Below are 20026 nucleotides of genomic sequence, written 5' to 3'. Positions count from 1 at the left end.
GTAGCCCGCGCCGTGCCGGGACGGCGGTCGCGGCGGTCGCTCGGCCGGACGCGGGGCACGACGTGGAAGAATAGCCGGATGAGCATGCTGAATCGCCCCGCGAGCGGCACGGACACCGGTGAGATCGTCGCCTCCATGCGCGACTACGAGAGCGCGCAGAAGGCGGTGTCGAAACTGATCGCCGGAGAGGTCCCCGCGCGCGACATCGCGATCGTCGGTCAGAGCGTGCGGACGGTCGAGCGGGTGACCGGACGGCTCGGCTATGCCGCGGCGGCACGGTCGGGAGCGATCAACGGCATCCTCATCGGCCTGTTCCTCTCGGCGATCCTCGTCCTCGGCAATCCTGAGGTGCCGATCCAGCTGTTCGTCGGCTTCGTCCTCATCGGCGTCGCAGTGGGCATGCTGCTGAGCCTCATCACCTACGCGATCGTGCGTCGCCGTCGGGACTTCGCGAGCGTGACGCAGTTCGCCGCGGATCACTACGAGGTGACCGTGCAGCCCGGTTCGCTGGCGAAGGCTCGCCAGGTCCTCGGTGCGCAGCGTGTCGCCCCGGTGCGTCCGCCGGTGAACCTGGACGAGCCGCCGAAGTACGGCGAGCGGATCCCGCCCGGTCCTCCCCAGCCCTCGCCTGAGCCTGCACCCGAGCCTGAGGCTGATCCTGCCCCGGCGCCTCAGCCTGCACCGGCTCCCGAGCCCGCGCCCGAGCCTCGACTTCCGCCGCGACCCGCCGACCCGGAGACCGGCACCCCCGGATCGGTGCGGTGACCGCGGAGCCCACGCCGGTCCGCATCGAGGTCGCACTGCCGACCGGTACGACGACGGTGTCCGCCGACTGGACACCGGGCATCCGTGACGATGTCGTCCTGATCGCCCACGGGGCCGGAGCCGGGAAGGACCACCCCTTCCTCGTCGGGTACGACCGCGCACTCGTGGCGCTCGGGTACGCGACGCTGCGTTTCAGCTTCCCGTACGCCGAGCAGGGACGCCGCATGCCCGGTCCGGCCGCGCACGCCGTCGCGACGTGGGACGCCGTGGTCGCCGACGCCCGCGTACGAGCGCCACGAGCCGCCGTGTGGGCCACCGGGAAGTCCTATGGCGGGCGCATGGCGTCCCTGGCCGCGGCGGAGGGACTCGTCGTGGAGGGCCTCGTCTACCTCGGCTACCCGCTCCATCCGCCCGGCCGCCCGGACAAGCCCCGGGTCGCCCATCTGCCGTCGATCACCGTCCCGCAACTCTTCATCGAGGGCACGGCGGACCCGTTCATCCAGCCGATCGCCCAGCTCGACGACGCCATCGCCGGCTGCCAGGACGCCAGGGTGCACTGGGTCGAGGGCGGCGGGCACTCCTTCGAGGTCAAGGGGAACCGGCGCCCGCCGGCCGAGGTCGGCGCGGACATCGCGCCCGTGGTCGACGCCTTCGTCGCAGCACGACGGGGCTGATCCTCCTCCGGATCGGGAGAACCGGGGGAACCGCGTAATGAACGGCCGGCTCCCGCATCTCTTCCGTGGGAGGCGGCCGCAGGTCTTCGGGGGAGACGCGGCGCCGGCACGGGCACCATGCCGGGGGCGGCTCCAGGGATCCTCGGGGGAGGGCCCGTGGTCGACCTTCGTCTCCGCAGAGGGGGAACGGGCCGCCGGTCTGGGGAGAGCGGCGGCCCTCCGTCCTCCCCAGCCTCGGCTCAGCGGCTCCGGTCAGAGCTCAGCGCTGCAGACGGGCCATCCAGGCCTCGACCTCATCGGCCGTGCGGGGGATGTCCGCGGAGAGGTTGACCGGGCCGTCCTCGGTCATCAGGATGTCGTCCTCGATGCGGACGCCGATGCCGCGCAGCTCGGCGGGTACCGTGAGGTCGTCGATCTGGAAGTACAGTCCCGGTTCGATCGTGAAGACCATGCCCGGCGTGAGGATGCCGTCGTAGTACATCTCGCGGCGCGCCTGAGCGCAGTCGTGCACGTCGATGCCGAGGTGATGCGACGTGCCGTGCACCATGTAGCGCCGGTGCTGGCCGCCCGCGTCCGCGTCGAGGGCCTCCTCGGCGGTGACGGGGAGCAGGCCCCATTCCGCGGTGCGGGCGGCGATCACGGCCATGGCCGCCGCGTGGACGTCGCGGAAGCGGACGCCGACCTTGGCCGCGGCGAGGGCGGCGTCGGCCGCCTCGCGCACCGTCTCGTAGACGCGGCGCTGCACCTCTGTGAACGTCCCGGACACCGGCAGGGTACGGGTGATGTCGGCGGTGTACAGGCTGTCGGCCTCCACGCCGGCGTCGACGAGGATGAGGTCTCCGGGGATGACGGTGCCGTCGTTGCGCGTCCAGTGCAGGTAGCAGGCGTGCGGCCCGGACGCGGCGATGGTGTCGTACCCCTCGCCGTTGCCGTCCTCGCGGGCGCGTCGGTGGAAGACTCCCTCGACGACGCGCTCGCCTCGGGCGTGCGCGACGGCGGCCGGGAGCTCGCGGATGATGTCGTCGAAGCCCCGCGCGGTGATCTCCACGGCCCGCCGCATCTCGGCGATCTCGAAGTCGTCCTTGATGAGTCGCAGCTCCGAGACGAAACGGGTGAGGGACTCATCCTCCTCGAGGACGAGCTCGCCGTCGACCGGGGCGAACTCGTGCAGGTGGGCCGTGGCCACCTGCAGGTCGGCGGCGACGCCGGCCAGCGACGGACGCGGACCGATCCAGAACTCGCCCACGGTGGCGTCGGCATAGAACTCCGTCGTCGTGCGGTCGGCGCGCTCGCGGAAGTACAGCGTGACGTCGTGCCCGTCGTGCGTCGGCTCGAAGACGAGCACCGAGTCCGGCTCCGCGTCGGACCCCCAGCCGGTGAGGTGCGCGAAGGCGGAGTGCGCGCGGAAGACGTAGTCGGTGTCGTTGCTGCGCTGCTTGAGCGAGCCGGCGGGGATCACGAGCCGCTTGCCGGGGAAAGCGGCCGAGACGGCGGCCCGGCGGCGCTCGGCGTACGCGGCCTGGGCGCGCGGCGCGGGCAGGGTATCCGGACGCTCGGCCCACCCGGTGGAGATGGTGTCGAGGAACCCCTGCGGGAACGGCTGCTTGCGGTTGGTCGAGCTGTTCTCGACGGGGGCTTCGACGGTCTCGTCAGCGATCGTGTCGTTTTCTCCGGTGCTCATCCGTCCAGTCTCTCACCTGGACGCGCCAGGCGCGGATCAGCCGGTCGGCTCGAGCTGCACGATGAGGGCGCGATGATCGCTCCCGCCGGCATCTTCGAGGACGGCGGAACCCGTGGGTCGCCAGTTGGGGGAGGCCATCACGTGGTCGATGGGGGCGCCGGCGAGGGCAGGGAACGAGCTCGGCCAGGTTCCGGACATCCCGTTCCCGGTCCGGGAGGCGGCGTCGCGGCAGTACCCCATGTCGCCGCCGTCGATGCCGAGGGAGGCCATGTGATCCACGGTGGCGTTGAAGTCGCCGGCGAGGATGAAGTCACCCGCGGGGCACTGGTCGGCGATCCACTGCAGATCACTCTGCCACTGCTGCATCTCCTCCATGCGCGGCGCGACCGCGTGCACGGCGACGATCGTCGGACCGTCGCCGTCGATCGGCATCAGCACGGCGCTGGGCACGGATCCGGTGTTGTTGCTCCCGTCCTTCGACGACTCGATGACGGAGTACTCGCCGAGCTCGGGGGCCACGAGGACCGTCGTCTGCCACGATTGCGGGCCGTCCTCCACGTCCGGGCGGAACTGCACGTGATGCACCCACATCGGATGCCCCTGCTCGCGGAGCATGAGCGCGATCCGCTCGCCGACCTCCTCGGTGGTCTCGGGCAGTGCCACCACGTCGGCCTCCTGCTCCAGGATCTCCTGGGCGATCTGCTCGGCGGAGACGGCCTCACCCGCGGTGTTCCAGGTGAGCACCCGCAGGCTCGTGTCGGTCCGCTCGGGAATGGCGGCCACGCCGAACCCCCGCGTCGCTCCGATCGCCCCGGTCGCGGCGGCGCCGAGCAGGGCGACGATCAGGACGGACGCCGCGAAGCCGCGCAGCGGCCGGGCGAGCAGGAGCAGCAGCGCCAGCACCGCGATGATCAGGAACCCGCCGAGCACGAGGCCGCGGGCGGCCACGAGCTGCGCGAACGGGTACGTCTGCTCGAGGTTGAAGAACTGCGGCCACACCACGACCGCCGCCGCGATCGCGAAGAGCACGGTGAGCAGGATCCCCAGGAGTCGAAACATCCCCTTCAGCCTAGAAGCGTCGCCTGTGAAGTCCCTGCCTCGCGGCCGGCCCGACGCCGCGATCGGGGTTCGGGAATCCGCGCCACGCGCGTCGCCGCTCGGTACGCTCGGAGGATGCCCGTTCCGCCCGCCGGTCCCGCCGATCTGCACCTGCACTCCAATCACTCCGATGGCACCGAGGCACCGGGCGAGGTCATGAGACAGGCGCATCGACACGGCGTGCGGACCGCCGCGCTCACGGACCACGACCGCACCACCGGCTGGACGGAGGCCGGGGAAGCCGCCGTCGCCCTCGGTATGACCTTCCTTCCCGGGATGGAGCTCTCCGCCAAGCACGAGTGGCGCAGCGTGCACGTGCTCGGCTATCTCTTCGATCCGGACGACGCGGCGCTGCGGGCCGAGACCGACCGGATCCGGAACGACCGCATCGGAAGAGCGGAGCGCATCGTCCGAAACATCGGCCGCGACTATGACCTGCATTGGGACGACGTCCTGGCCCAGACCACGCTCGACGCGACCGTCGGCCGCCCGCACATCGCCGACGCGCTGGTGGCGCGCGGCATCGTGCGTGATCGGGGCGAGGCCTTCGACGGCATCCTCCACCCGCGGGAGGGCTACTACGAGCCGCACTACGCTCCGGACCCGCTGACGGCCGTGCGACTGATCACTCAGGCGGGAGGTGTGGCGATCATCGCCCATCCGGTCACGGCCGGCCGGGACCGGATGATGCCGGTGCCGTACATCGAGCGTCTGATCGACGCGGGGTTGGCCGGGTTCGAGGTGGATCACCGGGAGAACACGACCGCCGGCAAGAAGCTGCTGCGCGAGCTGGCAGCCCGGCACGACCTCATCGTCACCGGGTCCAGCGATTACCACGGCACCGGAAAACCGAACGTTCCGGGAGAGAACACCACGGCGGAGGACATGGTCGCCCGGATCATCGATCGCGCCTCCGGCTCCGGCCCGCGGCGTCCCTGACCCCGGCGTTCTGTCGGCGGTCTCCCGGCGTTCTGTCGAGACGGACGGATACGGTCCGAGGCATGCAACGTCCCACCTCCCTGGAGCGCCGCGTCGACGCGACCGCTCGCCGACTCCTCCGCGCGGTGCCGACCACGGGCTTCCGCGCCGGGCTCGCCGAGTTCGTCGTGTTCGTGCTGAAACAGGCATGGGCGTGCGTGTTCGGAGCGGCCCTGCTGGTGGTGATCGTCGCGGCCCGCCTCTGGTATCCCGACGACGCGGCACTGGCCCGCAACGATGCGCTGACGATCGCGGCCGTCCTGATCCAGGTGGCGATGCTCGTGTTCCGCCTCGAGAGCGGACGTGAACTCTGGGTGATCGTGCTCTTCCACATCACCGGCACCGCGATGGAGCTGTTCAAGACCGACGTCGGCTCCTGGGCGTACGCGGCGGACGGCATCCTCCGTATCGGCGGTGTCCCGCTGTTCAGCGGTTTCATGTACGCGGCCGTCGGCTCCTACATGGTGCGCGTGTATCGGCTGTTCGACCTCGGGTTCACCCGCTACCCCCGCCGGTGGTTGACGGCTGTGCTGGCCGCCGCGATCTACGTCAACTTCTTCACCCACCACTGGTGGTGGGATGCGCGCTGGGTGCTCTTGGCAGGGGTCATCGTGCTGTGGCTGCCCACGATCATGCATGCCCGCGTATGGCGCCGCACCATCCGGCTGCCGCTCCTGGCCGTCTTCGCCGGAGTGGCGGTGTTCATCTATCTGGCCGAGAACATCGGCACCTGGGCGGGTGCCTGGGCGTATCCCGACCAGGCGGATGTGTGGCAGCCCGTGTCCCTGAGCAAACTCAGTTCGTGGTTCCTGCTGATGATCATCTCGGTCGTACTCGTCGCCTGGGTCTACCCGCCGCAGGTCCCGGCTGCACTCCTGGAGAACGAAGGGCGCCGCACGGAAGACCGTGCGGCGCCCCTCGGACGATGATGATGCGGATCAGGCGCCCGTGACGGGTGCCGCTCCGGTGCCGGAGCCGCCGCGACGACGGCGGCGACGACGCGCCGGAGCGGGCTTGCCATCGTGGTGCTCCTTGCCGGCGCCGTCGTGCGTGCCGGCGCCCTCGGCGCCGCGGTCGGCGGCCTGCGCGGTCGAGCCCTCGGCGGACCCTCCCTCGCTCGCCCCTTCGGCGAAGGTCGAGCCGACGGGCGTGGAACCCGTGCGGCGGCGGCGACGGCGGCGCGTGCCGCCCTCCCCGGTCCCTTCAGCGGCGGCGTCGGCAGCGCGCTCCGGGCGACGGGAGCGCTCGGTCTTGACCGCCTCCTTCTTCGGCGCGCTCACGAGCCGGCCCTTCGTCCCCTCGGGGATGTCGAGGTCGGTGTAGAGGTGCGGGCTCGAGGAGTAGGTCTCGATGGGCTCGGGCTGGCCGAACTCGAGGGCACGGTTGATGAGGGCCCACTTGTGCAGGTCCTCCCAGTCGACGAAGGTGACGGCGATGCCGGTCTTCCCCGCGCGGCCGGTGCGTCCCGCGCGGTGCAGGTACGTCTTCTCCTCGTCGGGGATCGTGTGGTTGACGACGTGCGTGACGTCATCAACGTCGATGCCGCGCGCGGCGACATCGGTCGCCACGAGAACATCCTTCTTGCCGGCCTTGAACGCGGCCATGGAGCGCTCGCGCTGATCTTGGCCCATGTCGCCGTGCACCCCGCCCACGTTGAAGCCGCGGTCGGTGAGCTCGTCGACGAGGCGCTGCGCCGCACGTTTCGTCCGCGTGAAGATCACGGTCTTGCCGCGCCCCTCGGCCTGCAGGATGCGGGCGATGACCTCGTCCTTGTCGAGCGAGTGCGCGCGGTAGACGAGGTGCTTGATGTTCGCCTGCGTCAGACCCTCGTCCGGGTCGTTGGCGCGGATGTGGATGGGGTTGGTCATGAACCGTCGCGCGAGCGCGACGATCGGACCGGGCATGGTCGCGGAAAAGAGCTGGGTGTGCCGCACCGCCGGCACCTTCTGGAAGATCTTCTCGATGTCGGCCAGGAAGCCGAGGTCGAGCATCTTGTCGGCCTCGTCGAGCACGACCTCGGTCGCGTTCGAGAGATCGAGCAGGCGCTGGCCGGCGAGGTCGATGAGACGACCCGGCGTGCCGACAACGATCTGCGCGCCGGCCTTGAGCTGGTCGATCTGCCCCTCATAGGCCTTGCCGCCGTAGATGGCGACGACGCTCGTGGAGCGGTTGCTCGTGAGGAGGTCGATGTCCTCGTAGACCTGCACCGCGAGCTCACGGGTGGGGACGACGATGAGGGCCTTGACGCCCGGCTCCGGGTCCTTCCCGAGTCGCTGCACGACCGGGATGCCGAAGCCGAAGGTCTTGCCCGTACCGGTCTTGGCCTGCCCGATGATGTCCTGGCCGGGGAGGCCGAGGGGGATGGTCTGCTCCTGGATCGGGAAGGCATCGACGATGCCCTTCGCTGCCAGTGCGTCGACGATGTCCTGGTCGATGCCGAGTTCGGCGAAACTTGTCACTGTGTTCAGATGCCTGTCCGGCGACCTCGCGATCGCCTCGTAAACGGAGCCACGCCGTCTCGTGTGCCACAGGCGCGGGGCCCCGCTCCGACGGCGGGGACACGCCCAGCCTACCGGAGGGGCGGCTCCGGACAGGGAGGACGCCGTCGCCCGAGTATTGTGAACGACGTGGCCGACTCGGGAGGAACACCTCGTGGTTAAGTGGTTCTGGCAGCGCGACGCCGCGCCGCGACGCACCCTGGCGCTGCGCAGCCGGGGCGAGCAGAGCGATGCGACGCGCGTCGACTTCGCGGAGCTGGCGCCTGAGCTCGACCGGTTCCTCGGCCAGGCGGCCTACCTCCAGCTCGGCTACTTCGAGACGCTGACGCGGCTCATCCGCGCGACTCCGGAGCTGGCCGAGAAGGAGTCGCTGTCGCGGGCCGCCGGGGCCGCGCTCACCAAGCACCGGGGCATCGTCGACATCATCGCGGCACGTGGCCAGGACCCGACGCAGCTCATGCTCCCGTTCCGTGAGCACCTGGACGCGTTCCGGCGCAAGACCATCGGGGCGCGCCCGCGCGAGACCCTGCTCGCGGTCTACATCACGGCAGGCATGCTCGACGACTTCTACCTCGCGCTCGCCTCGAGCTACGGCGAGACGGGGCGGCGGGTCGCCGAGATCCTGCGCGAGGACGACGCGCGCCACGAGATCGTCGCGATCATCCAGGAGACGATCGAGAGCGACGAGGAGTGGCGCTCGCTGCTGTCCATGTGGGCACGACGCCTCGTGGGGGACACGATCCTCGTCTGCCGTGCGGCGCTGCGGCCGGAGCTCCTCGCCGTGGAGGAGGCCCGCATCGAGCCGGTGTACACCGAGCTCATGGGAGCGCACGCCCGCCGCATGGATGCGATGGGCCTCGCGTCCTAGGTCAGATCCCGAGCGCGGCTCGCCTCTGCGCGTCGCCGCGTCGACGCCCTGCGGTGAGGGCCGCGGTCGCCAGGGCCGCGACCACCGCCGCGCCGAGGATGCTCGCGAGCCACAGCCAGGGGCTGTCCTCGCCCACGCCGGCCCATTGCAGGCTCGTGTAGACGATCGCCGAGACGGCCGTCGCGATCGCCGGGGCGAGGGCGACGCCGCGCAGCTCGCGACCGCCGATCAGGAAGTGCGCGGCGATCCCGAGCACGCAGGCGCCGACGAGGGCGAGGAGGATGTACATGCGCGGGTCAGGCGACGAAGCCCACGCGACGCGACTCCTCGGTGCCCAGCTCGATGTAGGCGAGGTTCGCGGTCGGCACGATGTAGGAGTTGCCCTTCACGTCGGCGAAGCTCAGGTGCGAGGCGCTCTGCTCGAGTGCCGCGGAGACCTGGGAGCGGACCTCGTCCGCCGTGGCAGCGGTGTCGAAGCTCAGCTCGCGGCCGGTGTTGATGATGCCGATGCGGATTTCCACGGATGCTCCTTGCAGGTCGTCGGACTCGCCAACTCTATCGCGCAGCCGGCGGCGGAGACCGGCGACGGCGGCCGTTTCGCCCTGAGCGCACAACCCGCGACGAGCGTCGCCTTCGACGTCGATGTCCGCGCCTCCCGATAGCGTGGAGGGATGTTGTCGGATGCCGCCCAGCGAGCCGTGATCACGGCGCCGCCGACCGCGTCCGGCGTCGTGATCGGCGCCCCCGGCACGGGTAAGACGCGCACGCTCGTCGACCGGGTCGTGCAGCTCCTCGAGGTCGAGGGGCTGCGGCCGGAGGAGGTGCTGGCGCTCACCCCGAGCCGGCAGGCGGCCACCGCGCTGCGCGACCGCATCGGCGTGCGCATCGGCCAGGCGACGCCAGGGCCACTGGCCCGCTCGCTCGGGTCGTTCGCGTTCCAGCTGGTCCGCGGGGCGATGGTCCGCGAAGGGGCCGAGCCGCCGGCGCTGCTCACCGGCGCCGACCAGGATCGCATCATCGCCGAGCTGCTGGCGGGCGACGTCGAAGACGGCCGGATCTCCTGGCCCCCGGCGCTCAGCGAGCCGGTCCGCGCCTCGAAGGGCTTCCGCTCCGAACTCCGCGCCTTCCTCGCGGAGTGCACGGAGCTGGGGGCGAGCCCGGCGGAACTGCGTGCCACCGGCGATGCGGTCTGGACAGCGGCCGCCGACTTCGTGGAGGAGTACCGCACCGTGCTCGACGCCTTGCGGTCCGCCCACCGCGACGCCGCCGACCTCCTCGGTGAGGCGGCGGGGATCCTCCGTACGGCGGACGCCGCGACGCTCGGAGCGCTGGCACCACTGCGCGTGGTGCTCATCGACGACGCCCAGGAGCTGACGCGCGGCGGGATCGGCGTGGTGCGCGCGCTCCTCGACCGCGGCATCGCCGTGCAGGCCTTCGGCGACCCCGACATCTCCTCCGGTGCCTTTCGCGGGGCCAGTCCCGAGCTGTTCGCGCAGCTCACCGGCGCGCTCGGCGCCGTGCACGTGCTCGACGGCGCGCACCGCCAGCGTCCCCTGCTGACCGCGCTGACGCGCACGGTGACGCAGGCGATCGGGGTGTCCGGACGGGTCGAGCACCGGCGGGCGCCGGCACCGGCGGCGGAGGACGACGAGGCCGAGGTGTCGACGTTCCTCGCCCCGTCCCCCTACGAGGAGTTCGACCGGATCGCCGGGGTCATGCGCGACTGGCATCTCCGGGCCGGAATCCCCTGGGAGCGGATGGCGGTCATCGCCCATGACACCCGTCAGGTCACAGCCCTCGAGACCGAGCTCGCCGCGCGCGAGATCCCGACGAGGGCCGCGGGGGTGCAGCGCCCGCTCGGCAGCGAGGGGATCGTGCGCGACATCGTCGGCATCGTGCGGCTCGCGTTGACCCCGGACGAAGAGCGCACGGTGCAGGCCTGGGAGGAGGCGCTGCGCACACCCTTCGGTGGCATGGACGCGATCGCGCTCCGTCGGCTGCGCGCGCGGCTCCGCCACCTCGAACTCGGCCAGGGCGGGTCGACTCCGGCGCGCGAGCTCCTGCGCGCGGCGATGTCGGCACCGGCCACCCTCACCCTCATCGATGCACCGGAGTCACGGACTGCCGAGCGCTTCGCCGAGACCGTAGCGGGCGTCGCCCGTGCCGCGGCGGAGGGAGAGACGATCCATGACCTCCTGTGGCGCATCTGGGAGCAGGCCAGGGCCGTCGACGGGCGGCGGCTGCACGTCGCGTGGCGGGAGATCTCGCTGCTGCCCACCGGCGCCGAGACGGCACGGTCGCTCGACGCCCTCGTGGCCCTCTTCGACGCGGCCAAGCGCTTCGTCGAGCGCACCCCGAACGAGCGCCCCGAGGTCTTCGTGCGCGACATCCTCGACAGCGAGGTGCCGGAAGACACGCTGTCTTCGCCCGAGCGGCCGGGCACGGTCACGCTGCTCACGCCGGCCACCGCGCTCGGGACGGAGTTCGACGCCGTGGTCGTCGCCGGGGTCCAGGACGGCGTCTGGCCCAACGTGCGACTGCGCGGCGGGCTCCTGCAGACCTGGCGGCTGGCGGACGCGCTGACCGCGGCTCGCTCCGGCCTGCCGGCCGAGGTGCCGGACGTCCTCGACCGGCGTCGCGCCGCGCTCCACGACGAGCTGCGGCTGTTCGTACGGGCGATCTCGCGCGCCCGCCACCGGCTGCTCATCACCGCCGTCGACGACGACGATCTGACGCCCAGCGCCTTCTTCGGCTTCCTTCCCGCGCCGCAGCCGTCCGAGCGCCATCCCTCCGCAGAGCACCCCCTCACTTTGCGTGGGCTGGTCGCGCGGTACCGCCGGGTGCTCACCACGGCCCACTCCGAACCGGCGCAGCGCGAGGCCGCCGCCCAGCTCGCCGTCCTGGCGAGGGAGGGGGTGCCGGGAGCGCATCCGCACGACTGGTACGGGGTCACGGCGCCGTCGACGGCCGCGCCGCTGCGCGATCTCGCCGCGAACGGAGCACGGGTGTCGCCCTCGGCCGTGGAGTCGTACGAGGAGTGCGGGCTCAACTGGGTCGTCTCGGCCCTCGGAGGCGATACGGTCATGCCGCCGACGGCCGGTATCGGCACGATCGTCCACGAGGCGATGGAGCGCGTACCGGACGGCGACCTCGAGCGCATGCGCGAGATCGTCGAGGAGCACTGGCCGGAGCTCGACTTCGAGACGGCGTGGATCGGTCGCAAGGAGCGTCGTCGCGCCGACCTGTTCATCGACCGGTTGCACAGCTACCTCGGCGAGGTGAGGCGAGACGGCGGTCGCATCCTCGGCAGCGAGGTGGAGTTCCGGTTCGCCGTCGACGTGTCCGGCGAGACCGCCGAGCCGACCGTGCACCCGGTGGGAGAGGACCGCGGTCATCGTGCCATCGTGCACGGCTACATCGACCGGGTCGAGGCGTACCCGCCCGGGGCGGGCGAGCACGGCCCGGCCCGAGGACGCGGCTGGCAGTCGATGTCCGGCGGGCCGGAGGGGACCACGGTGGTCGTCGACCTCAAGACCGGCAAGACCGATCCGGAGTCGGACGGCGGCGTGGTCGATCATGCCCAGCTCGCGGCCTATCAGATCGCGGTGCAGGAGGGCCTCGTGCCGGGGGCCGCGCCGGGCTCGCTCGGGGGCGCACGTCTCGTCATCGTCTCGAAGACGCTGGCCAAGAGCGACTACCGCGTCGCGCACCAGCACGCGCTGGACGCCGAGGCGCGGTCGCAGTTCCTGAACCGGGTCGCCGAGGTCGCCCGCGGCATGTCGGCGGCGAGCTTCACGGCCCAGGTCGAGGCGCACTGCGCGGACACGCAGCGCCGGGTGCATCCCTGCCGGATCCACACCGTGCCGGCGGTGAGCGCATGACCGCAGGAGCCCCGGACGCCGTGCTCTCGGCGACCGACATCGCCGCCGCGCTCGGACTCCCGACCCCGACGCCCCCCCAGCAGCAGGTGATCGAGGCTCCCCTCGAGCCCGCCCTCGTCGTCGCCGGAGCCGGCAGCGGCAAGACGGAGACCATGTCGGCCCGGGTGGTCTGGCTCGTCGCGAACGGGCTCGTCCGCCGGGACGAAGTCCTCGGACTCACGTTCACCCGCAAGGCGGCGGGGGAGCTGGCGGAGCGCATCGGCGCCCGCCTCGCGGTCGTCGACGAATACGGTCGGCGGGGTCTGCTCCCGCATCTCCCGGAGATCGTCGCCGGAGAGGCGCTGCGCCGCGTGGCGGAGGCCACGCCGGGGCGGCAGCGTGAACTCGTGCGCGCCCACGTCCTCGATGACCTCGCGCGGCACTACGGCACGGGCGGGCAGTCCGGTGCGGTCCGCACGGCCGAGGATCTCCTCATCCGTCCTCGCGTATCGACCTACAACGCCTTCGCGGACGGCATCGTCCGCGAGCACGCCGCGCGCATCGGCCGGGACCCCGATGTGGCGATGCTCAGCCAGGCGGCGTCCTGGATGCTGGCGCGCGAGGTCGTGCTCCGCAGCGACCTGCCGGAGCTGGAGGAGGTCGACTACGCCCTGGGAACGGTCATCGACGCCGTGCAGCGGCTCGCCGGCGAGGCCCTCGATCACCGGGTCGACCTCGCGGAGGCGGAGCGCCTCGCCGCGGCGCAGGCCGCGGCGTTCGAGCCCTACCGCTCCCACGCCGACGTCGAGAAGGCGGCGGTCAACCTCCGGAGTCTGTCGACCCTGACCCGTCTCGTCCGGGACTACATCGCCGAGAAGGACCGGCGCGGAGTGCTCGACTTCGCCGACCAGGTTTCCGGCGCGTTCGACATCGTCGAGTCGGCTCCGGACGTCCGCGCCGAGCTCCGCGAGCAGCACCGGGTCGTGCTGCTGGACGAGTATCAGGACACCTCCGTGATCCAGACCCGCTTCCTCGCCGAGTTGTTCCGCGACACGGCCGTGATGGCCGTCGGCGATCCGCATCAGTCGATCTACGGCTGGCGCGGGGCCAGCGCCGACAACCTCTACGCGTTCCCCCGGTCCTTCTCGAGCACGGGCGACGTGCGCACCTACAGCCTCATGACGAGCTGGCGCAACGATCGGAGCATCCTCGACATCGCCAACCGCGTCCTCGAGCCGCTGCAACGCCCCGGACTCGACGTCCCGCCGCTGGAGCCGCGGCCGGGCGCGGGGGAGGGCACGGTCGCCGTGCGCTACCCGTTCACCGTCGACGACGAGGCCGCCGAGGTCGCGGCCTGGTTCGCCGAGCGCCGCGCCGCCCATGACGAGACCTCGACGTCCCCGCACACCGGCGCGATCCTGTTCCGGTCCAAGCGCCACATGCAGACCTTCGCCGGCGCGCTCGCCGCGCGGGGGATTCCGCACCGCATCCTCGGACTGGGCGGACTCCTCGCCACGCCCGAGGTCGTGGACGTGGTCTCGACGCTGCGGGTGGTGCACGATCCGACGGCCGGCTCGGCGCTGATCCGGCTCCTCACCGGCCCCCGCTTCGGGGTCGGGGTGGCGGACATGGCCGCGCTCTACGAGCTGGGACGGGCGATCGCGGAGCGCGACACCGCCCTCATGCCCCTTCCCGAGGAGGTGCGGGCGCGGCTGCGCTCGTCCCGTGGCGCCGACGAGGCCGTCTCCATCGTGGACGCGGTCGACATCGTGCGCGCGGTGCGCGACGACTATCGCCTGCTGGAGGGCATCACCCCGGAGGGGCGCGCCCGGATCCGGTCCGCGGGGGAGATGCTGGAACGCCTGCGTCGCGCATCGTCCCAGCCCATCCCGGAGCTCATCCGACTCATCGAGCTGGAGCTGCGGTTGGACATCGAGCTCGCCGCCAACGAGACCCGAGGACCTGCGCGGGTCGCAGCCACACAGTTGCGGGCGTTCGCCGACGAGGTGCGGGCGTTCCTCGCCGCCGACGAACGCGGCACCATCGGCAGCCTGCTGGCCTGGCTCGACAAGGCGGAGAGCACCGACGAGCTCATGCCCCGTCCGGAGCCGCCGGAGGCCGGCGTCGTGCAGCTGCTCACGATCCACGGGTCGAAGGGCCTGGAGTGGGATGCCGTCGCCGTCGTGCGCCTCGTCGTCGACGAGCTGCCGGGGCGGGTGTCCGACACCTCCGGGTGGTTCGGGTTCGGCGTGGTGCCCTTCGCGCTGCGCGGAGACCGCGACGCGCTTCCGCGCTTCGTCTGGGATCCGGAGGAGGCGATGGAGGGCGAGACCGACCCCGGCAAGCGGCAGAAGCTCGCCCAGGCGTCGCTGTCGGGCGGCGCGACGAAGGCGAACCCGCACGGCGGCGCGCTCAAGCGGTTCAAGGACGCCTACCGGGAGTACCAGCGGCAGGAGGAGCGCCGTCTCGCCTACGTGGCGATCACCCGAGCGAAGAGCGACCTGCTGCTCAGCGGGGCGCACTGGGCGGGTCAGAAGGCACCACGCACCCCGAGTCCGTACCTGCTGGAGGCCATCGACGTCCTCGGGCTCGACGAGATCCCGCCGGTCGATCCGGACGAGAACCCGTACGACGGCCCCGGGGCCACGCTGCACTGGCCGCTCGATCCGCTCGGAGGACGGCGCGGGGTGGTCGGTGCCGCGGCCGCAGTCGTCGAAGAGGCCCTCCAGGACGACGCCGTCGTGCCGACGGAGGAACTGCGTCGGCTGCTGGACGAGCGCGCGGCCCGCCAACGCGGGACGGACGCGCAAGCCCCGACCCGGGTTCCCGCGTCGCGGTTCAAGGACTACGTCACCGACTACACCGGCACCCTGTCCTCGCTCGTGCGTCCGATGCCGGAGCGTCCGTACCGTCAGACCCGTCTGGGGACCCTGTTCCACGCGTGGGTCGAGCAGCGCTCCGAACTCGTCGGTGTGGGAACCCGGGTCGACGAGGCGCTCTGGGAGATCGACGAGGACGAGCCCGAGGGCGACAGCACCCCGGGCGCTTCCGCATCCGGGGCTGCGGCGGACGCCGCCGACCTCGCTGCGCTGCAGGAGACATTCGAGCGGAGCGAGTGGGGACCGTTGCAGCCGCTCGCCGTGGAGATCGAGATCGACTTCGCGCTGGGAGCCGGCCTTCCGGGGCTGCACTCAGGCGCGGACGCGCACATCGTCATCTGCAAGCTCGACGCGGTGTACCGACGCGCCGACCGCGGCGGACGGATCGAGATCGTGGACTGGAAGACCGGGCGGGCGCCACGGACGCCACAGGAGCGCGAGGAGCGGATGCTGCAGCTCGCCCTCTATCGGCTCGCGTACCATCGGCGCTTCGGCGTCCCGCTGGAGGAGATCGACGTGGCGCTGTACTACGTGGCCGATGACCTCGTCATCCGCGGGGATCGCGTCTACTCCGAGGAGGAGCTCTTCCAGCGCTGGAGCGCCGCCCGCGCCGCGCGCTGAGCCTCTTCGGAGTCGTCGTCGTCCGCGGCCGGGGACGAGGCGAAGGCGGAGGCGGAGGACTCGCTTCGTCCGCCCCCTCGCGTCTCGGCGAACGCGTGTGCGACGCCGGAGAGGTCCTCGGTCTCGATGCTCGCCACCGCGGCGCGGTGCTCCGCGTCGGGTTGCGACGGTGCACCCCCAGGCACATCCAGGTCGGCCGACACGTCGGCCGGCGCGTCGCGGTCCGCGTCGTCCGCCTCCGCCGCCCAGAGCTCTTCGGGGTTGTAGGCGTCGGTCTGCATCGAGGTGTCCACCTCCGGAGCGGCCGCCACCGGCACGCGGTCGAGCGCGTCCATCGCGGAGTCGACGTCCGAGCGACGATCGCCGGGCACGCCGAGGTCGTCATGGCGCAGGCCGTCGGCCAGAGCCTCGAGCAGAGCCGCGGCATCCTCCACGATGTCCTCGCGCCGCAAGGCGTCGCCGTGGACGAGCCAGCGCGCGAACTCCAGTTCGGCGAGCAGGCGCGCGCGAACCTCGAGCCCGGCGTCGGGAGTGCGGTCCATGGTGCGGGCGTAGGCGCCGTGCACGTCGGCCGCCGCGTCGGGAGCCGCGGACAGCCAGGAGAGATCGAGTGCCGGATCGCCGACCGCGAGACCGTGCCAGCCGATCACGCCGGTGACCTCGGGGCCGCGCTCGGGGTGGTCGTCGAAGAGGAAGGACGTCGCCTGCGCGCCGCCGAGGACGACCGTCGACTCGAAGCGCCAGAGGTCGTCGTCGGCGACGGCATCCCGCCACCTCACCGTGAGGCGGGCGGGGACGCGTCCGGTGGCGGCCGCGGTGTCGACGAGCCGCTCCAGTTCGGCGCGGCTCTCCTCGGCGCTGCGCATCACGAGTCCGGCGCCGCGGACGACCGACGTCGGCAGCCCGTGCACGGCGGCGATCGCGGCTCCCATGGATTCCGCCGCGCCGCGTCCGGCTGGCACCATCGACGCCTCGATCTGGAAGCCGGGGAGCAGCTCGGTCACGAGCGCGCGCCCTTCGCCCACCCTGGTCTCGCCGATGTAGCCGGGGGCGCGGAACGGCAGCATGGCACGCGCGCCGTCGGTGAGGGCGCGCAGCGCCAGGGCCTCTGCCGCCAGCTCCCGCGCCGCGTCGTCGTCGTCCGCCACGCGGATCGCGAGTTCCCGGCCGTCGGCGAGGGAGGCGACGGCGGAGTCGAAGCGCCCGTCGCCGTCCGCGGTGAGCGCCCGGGTGCCCGTGACCTCCGCGCCGGGAAGTGCGGCCGTCACCGCCGCGGCTAGAGTGAATGGAGAGCGTCCCATGCCCCCAGGGTAGGTCGGCTCAGGGGCGGTCCCGCCTCCGCCACGCCCGTGAAAGGGGGAGTCGATGAGCATTCCGCGCCCGTTCTTCGACCGCGCCGCCGAACTCCGCGAGGAGGAGGGCGTGCTCGAGCGTCTGCGCGACGACGCGGGCTCGCGCGTCGTCGTCGTCCGGGAGGGACGTGTGCGTGTGGCGGCCTCCGCGCTGCTGCGCGTCTCCGCGGACGAGGTCGCGGACGGGACATGGGCGCTGCTCGGCCGGGATGCCGACGGCACGGCGCTCCTGCTCGCCGCGCTGCCGCCGGAGACCGAAGCCCTCGACACCGCGCCCGACGAGACCTGGCTCGGGCTCCGCGACCTCGGCGGGCGCCTGGACGCGGCGGAGTCCGAGGTCCTGGTCGCTGCCGTCGCCCTGGCCGGCTGGCTCCGCGACGCCCCGTTCTGCCCCACCTGCGGCGGAGGGACGGAGCTGCGCAACGCGGGCTGGTCTCGGCGGTGCCTGGTGTGCGGGCGCGAGCACTTCCCGCGGACCGATCCTGCCGTGATCGTCGCCGTCGAGAGCGCGGACGGCGAGCGGCTGCTGCTCGGCGCCAACGCCAACTGGGGCGGACGCATGTACTCCTGCTTCGCGGGTTTCACCGAGGCGGGCGAGTCCCTCGAAGCCACCGTGCACCGGGAGATCGAGGAGGAGTCCGGCGTGCGGCTGTCGGCCCTCCGCTATGTCTCCTCGCAGCCGTGGCCGTTCCCGCGGTCGCTCATGGTCGGCTTCCGTGCCGTCGTGGAGGACGAATCGGCGGCCAGGGCCGACGGTGAGGAGATCATCGACGTGCGCTGGTTCACACGGGCGGAGATCGGTTCCGCGCTCGCCGGGGACGGCCCCGTCGGGCTGCCGGGGCCCGCGTCGATCGCGCGCGCTCTCATCGTCGACTGGTTCGAGGATCGCCCGTGAGCGCACTCGATGCCCTCGACGAGCGGCAGCGAGCGGCCGCATCGGTGCTGCGAGGACCGGTGGCGGTGCTCGCGGGGGCCGGTACGGGCAAGACCAGGGTCATCACCCACCGCATCGCGCACGGGGTGGACACCGGTGCCTATTCTCCGTCGCGCGTGATGGCGGTGACCTTCACCGCGAAGGCCGCCGGCGAGCTCCGCGGTCGCCTGCGTGCCCTGGGGATCGAGGGTGTCGCCGCTCGCACCTTCCATGCCGCCGCTCTCGCGCAGCTCAACTTCTTCTGGCCCACGTTGGCGGGGGCTCCCGCGCCGTCGATCATCGACAACAAGGTGCGCATGCTCGGCCAGGCCGCCGACGCCATCCGCCTGCGTCCTCGAACGGCGACCCTGCGTGACATCGCGTCGGAGATCGAGTGGCGGAAGGTGTCGATGATCTCGATCGACCGGTACGCCGAGCTCGGACGCCCGGTCAGCGGGGTCGACCCCACGCAGCTCGTGGAGTTGATGCGCGGCTACGAGGCGCTCAAGGACGAGCGTCACCAACTGGACTTCGAGGACGTGCTGCTCGCGTGCGCGGGGATGCTGGAGACCGAGCCGCGCGTCGCAGCCGCCGTCCACGAGCAGTACCGGCACTTCACCGTCGACGAGTTCCAGGACGTGTCGCCGCTGCAGAACCGGCTTCTGGAGCTGTGGCTCGGGGATCGTCACGACATCTGTGTCGTCGGTGATGCCAGCCAGACGATCTACTCCTTCGCCGGAGCCGACCAGCGGTTCCTGCTCGAGTTCGAACGGCGGCATCCGGACGCGACCGTCGTACGACTGGAGACCAACTATCGGTCGCAGGCTCCCATCCTGACGGCGGCCAACGCGCTGATGCGCGGTCGCCCCGGGGCGCTGGAGCTGATCCCTGCCCGGGAGCAGTTCACCGCCGAGCCGCCGACGATCACGGCCTACGACTCGGAGGCCGAGGAGGCCGCAGGCATCGCGGCCGGCGTCGCCGCCCGCATCGCCGACGGCGCCTCGCCGGCCGAGATCGCCGTGCTGTACCGGGCCCACGCGCAGTCCGCGGTGCTGCAGCAGGCCCTCGCCGCCGAGGGGATCGCCACCTCGGTGCTCGGCGGCACGCGGTTCTTCGCCATGCCGGAGGTGCGTCAGGCGATCCTCGCGCTCCGAGCTGCCGCCGTCGCGCCGACCGAGCACGGATTCCTGCCCGGGGTGCGACGCGTGCTTCGGGAGCTGGGGCTGACCGAGGAGCCGCCGACGGCCGGGGGAGCGCAGCGCGACGGCTGGGAAGCGCGTCGCGCCATCCTGCGGCTTGCCGAGGAAGCGGGTCCGGAGACGACGCTCCGGTCGTTCAGCGACGAGCTCATGGCCCGTGCCAAGGATCAGCACGAGCCGACCATGCGGACGGTGACCCTCTCGACCCTGCATGCGGCGAAGGGCCTCGAATGGCCGCACGTCTATCTCGCCGGGTGGGCGGAGGGGTCTCTCCCCATCTCGTACGCGACGACGTTCGAGGCCGTCGATGAGGAGCGACGCCTCGCGTATGTCGGGATCACGCGGGCTGCGCGCACGCTGGAGCTCTCGTGGGCGCGGTCGGCAGGGCGCGGCGAACGGGCGCCGTCCCGGTTCCTGGCGGAGATGGGGACGACGGGTCGCGGCACAGGCATTCTGCGCGAAACCGCATCGAGCGCCACACGATCGCGCCGTCCGCGCTGATCCTGGCGATGCGCGCCGGATCGGCCGCGGCCAGGAGGTGCGCCGCGACGGCACCGGCCGACGCCACCCTGGCGAGCGTGATGCGCCCGGGGTCGCGGCCCACGAGCTGAGCATGGATCAGCGGCCAGGCAGGGTCGCG

16 protein-coding genes are annotated in these 20026 nt (G+C 72.1%); 10 read left to right on the top strand and 6 right to left on the bottom strand.

The window, feature by feature from the left end:
• Nucleotides 1-78: 78 nt before the first annotated feature.
• Nucleotides 79-765 (top strand): general stress protein, encoded by a 687-nt coding sequence (locus KVS71_RS15500; protein WP_254635832.1) that lies wholly within the window; start codon nucleotides 79-81, stop codon nucleotides 763-765.
• Nucleotides 762-1439, top strand: a complete 678-nt coding sequence (locus KVS71_RS15495) for an alpha/beta family hydrolase (RefSeq protein WP_217584967.1) — start codon at nucleotides 762-764, stop codon at nucleotides 1437-1439. The genes KVS71_RS15500 and KVS71_RS15495 overlap by 4 nt, the downstream gene beginning before the upstream one ends.
• A gap of 259 nt (nucleotides 1440-1698) precedes the next feature.
• Here the strand turns inward: KVS71_RS15495 and KVS71_RS15490 are convergent, their stop codons facing one another.
• Together KVS71_RS15490 and KVS71_RS15485 are read right to left on the bottom strand one after the other, a co-directional pair.
• Nucleotides 1699-3120 carry an aminopeptidase P family protein gene (locus KVS71_RS15490; RefSeq protein WP_217584966.1) on the bottom strand — a complete coding sequence of 474 codons (1422 nt, stop codon included), beginning with the start codon at nucleotides 3118-3120 and terminating at the stop codon, nucleotides 1699-1701.
• Nucleotides 3121-3156: 36 nt separating this feature from the next.
• Complete coding sequence (locus KVS71_RS15485; RefSeq protein ID WP_144880859.1) at nucleotides 3157-4179, bottom strand: endonuclease/exonuclease/phosphatase family protein; 1023 nt, start codon at nucleotides 4177-4179, stop codon at nucleotides 3157-3159.
• A 114-nt stretch (nucleotides 4180-4293) separates the two neighbouring features.
• Between KVS71_RS15485 and KVS71_RS15480 the strand changes: the two genes are divergently transcribed.
• Entirely contained in the window at nucleotides 4294-5157 is an 864-nt protein-coding gene (locus tag KVS71_RS15480) for a PHP domain-containing protein (protein ID WP_144880860.1), read from the top strand.
• 62 nt (nucleotides 5158-5219) lie between these two features.
• A complete protein-coding gene (locus KVS71_RS15475) occupies nucleotides 5220-6125 on the top strand; it encodes a DUF817 domain-containing protein (protein WP_060923608.1) in 906 nt (301 codons plus the stop codon).
• Nucleotides 6126-6134: 9 nt separating this feature from the next.
• On the opposite strand, the gene KVS71_RS15470 is transcribed toward KVS71_RS15475, so the two are convergent.
• A complete protein-coding gene (locus KVS71_RS15470) occupies nucleotides 6135-7655 on the bottom strand; it encodes a DEAD/DEAH box helicase (protein ID WP_217584965.1) in 1521 nt (506 codons plus the stop codon).
• Nucleotides 7656-7848: 193 nt separating this feature from the next.
• On the opposite strand from KVS71_RS15470, the gene KVS71_RS15465 reads away from it, so the two are divergent.
• Entirely contained in the window at nucleotides 7849-8562 is a 714-nt protein-coding gene (locus tag KVS71_RS15465) for a ferritin-like fold-containing protein (RefSeq protein ID WP_060923156.1), read from the top strand.
• A 1-nt stretch (nucleotide 8563) separates the two neighbouring features.
• Here the strand turns inward: KVS71_RS15465 and KVS71_RS15460 are convergent, their stop codons facing one another.
• Together KVS71_RS15460 and KVS71_RS15455 are read right to left on the bottom strand one after the other, a co-directional pair.
• Nucleotides 8564-8851, bottom strand: a complete 288-nt coding sequence (locus KVS71_RS15460) for a hypothetical protein (protein ID WP_060923155.1) — start codon at nucleotides 8849-8851, stop codon at nucleotides 8564-8566.
• Nucleotides 8852-8858: 7 nt separating this feature from the next.
• Complete coding sequence (locus KVS71_RS15455) at nucleotides 8859-9083, bottom strand: DUF3107 domain-containing protein (RefSeq protein WP_060923154.1); 225 nt, start codon at nucleotides 9081-9083, stop codon at nucleotides 8859-8861.
• A 9-nt stretch (nucleotides 9084-9092) separates the two neighbouring features.
• Between KVS71_RS15455 and KVS71_RS20315 the strand changes: the two genes are divergently transcribed.
• Genes KVS71_RS20315 through KVS71_RS15445 form a run of 3 tightly spaced genes read left to right on the top strand, consistent with a single transcriptional unit; the run spans nucleotide 9093 to nucleotide 15922 of the window.
• Nucleotides 9093-9224: a hypothetical protein gene (locus KVS71_RS20315; RefSeq protein ID WP_302677651.1), complete on the top strand. Its 132-nt coding sequence runs from the start codon at nucleotides 9093-9095 to the stop codon at nucleotides 9222-9224.
• A 9-nt stretch (nucleotides 9225-9233) separates the two neighbouring features.
• Nucleotides 9234-12443, top strand: coding sequence for an ATP-dependent DNA helicase (locus KVS71_RS15450; protein ID WP_217584964.1), 3210 nt, complete (start codon nucleotides 9234-9236; stop codon nucleotides 12441-12443).
• Nucleotides 12440-15922 carry an ATP-dependent DNA helicase gene (locus tag KVS71_RS15445; RefSeq protein ID WP_217584963.1) on the top strand — a complete coding sequence of 1161 codons (3483 nt, stop codon included), beginning with the start codon at nucleotides 12440-12442 and terminating at the stop codon, nucleotides 15920-15922. Before KVS71_RS15450 ends, KVS71_RS15445 begins: the two co-directional genes overlap by 4 nt.
• On the opposite strand, the gene KVS71_RS15440 is transcribed toward KVS71_RS15445, so the two are convergent.
• Nucleotides 15868-17223, bottom strand: a complete 1356-nt coding sequence (locus KVS71_RS15440) for a hypothetical protein (protein WP_254635831.1) — start codon at nucleotides 17221-17223, stop codon at nucleotides 15868-15870. The genes KVS71_RS15445 and KVS71_RS15440 overlap by 55 nt on opposite strands.
• A gap of 64 nt (nucleotides 17224-17287) precedes the next feature.
• On the opposite strand from KVS71_RS15440, the gene nudC reads away from it, so the two are divergent.
• Complete coding sequence (nudC, locus tag KVS71_RS15435) at nucleotides 17288-18169, top strand: NAD(+) diphosphatase (protein ID WP_217584962.1); 882 nt, start codon at nucleotides 17288-17290, stop codon at nucleotides 18167-18169.
• Nucleotides 18166-19887: an ATP-dependent helicase gene (locus KVS71_RS15430; protein ID WP_144880864.1), complete on the top strand. Its 1722-nt coding sequence runs from the start codon at nucleotides 18166-18168 to the stop codon at nucleotides 19885-19887. Before nudC ends, KVS71_RS15430 begins: the two co-directional genes overlap by 4 nt.
• Nucleotides 19888-20026: the final 139 nt, after the last annotated feature.

The sequence above is a fragment of the Microbacterium sp. GbtcB4 genome, assembly GCF_019091465.1.
Lineage (GTDB): Bacteria > Actinomycetota > Actinomycetes > Actinomycetales > Microbacteriaceae > Microbacterium > Microbacterium paraoxydans.
This window is presented reverse-complemented; position numbering and strand designations above follow the sequence as displayed.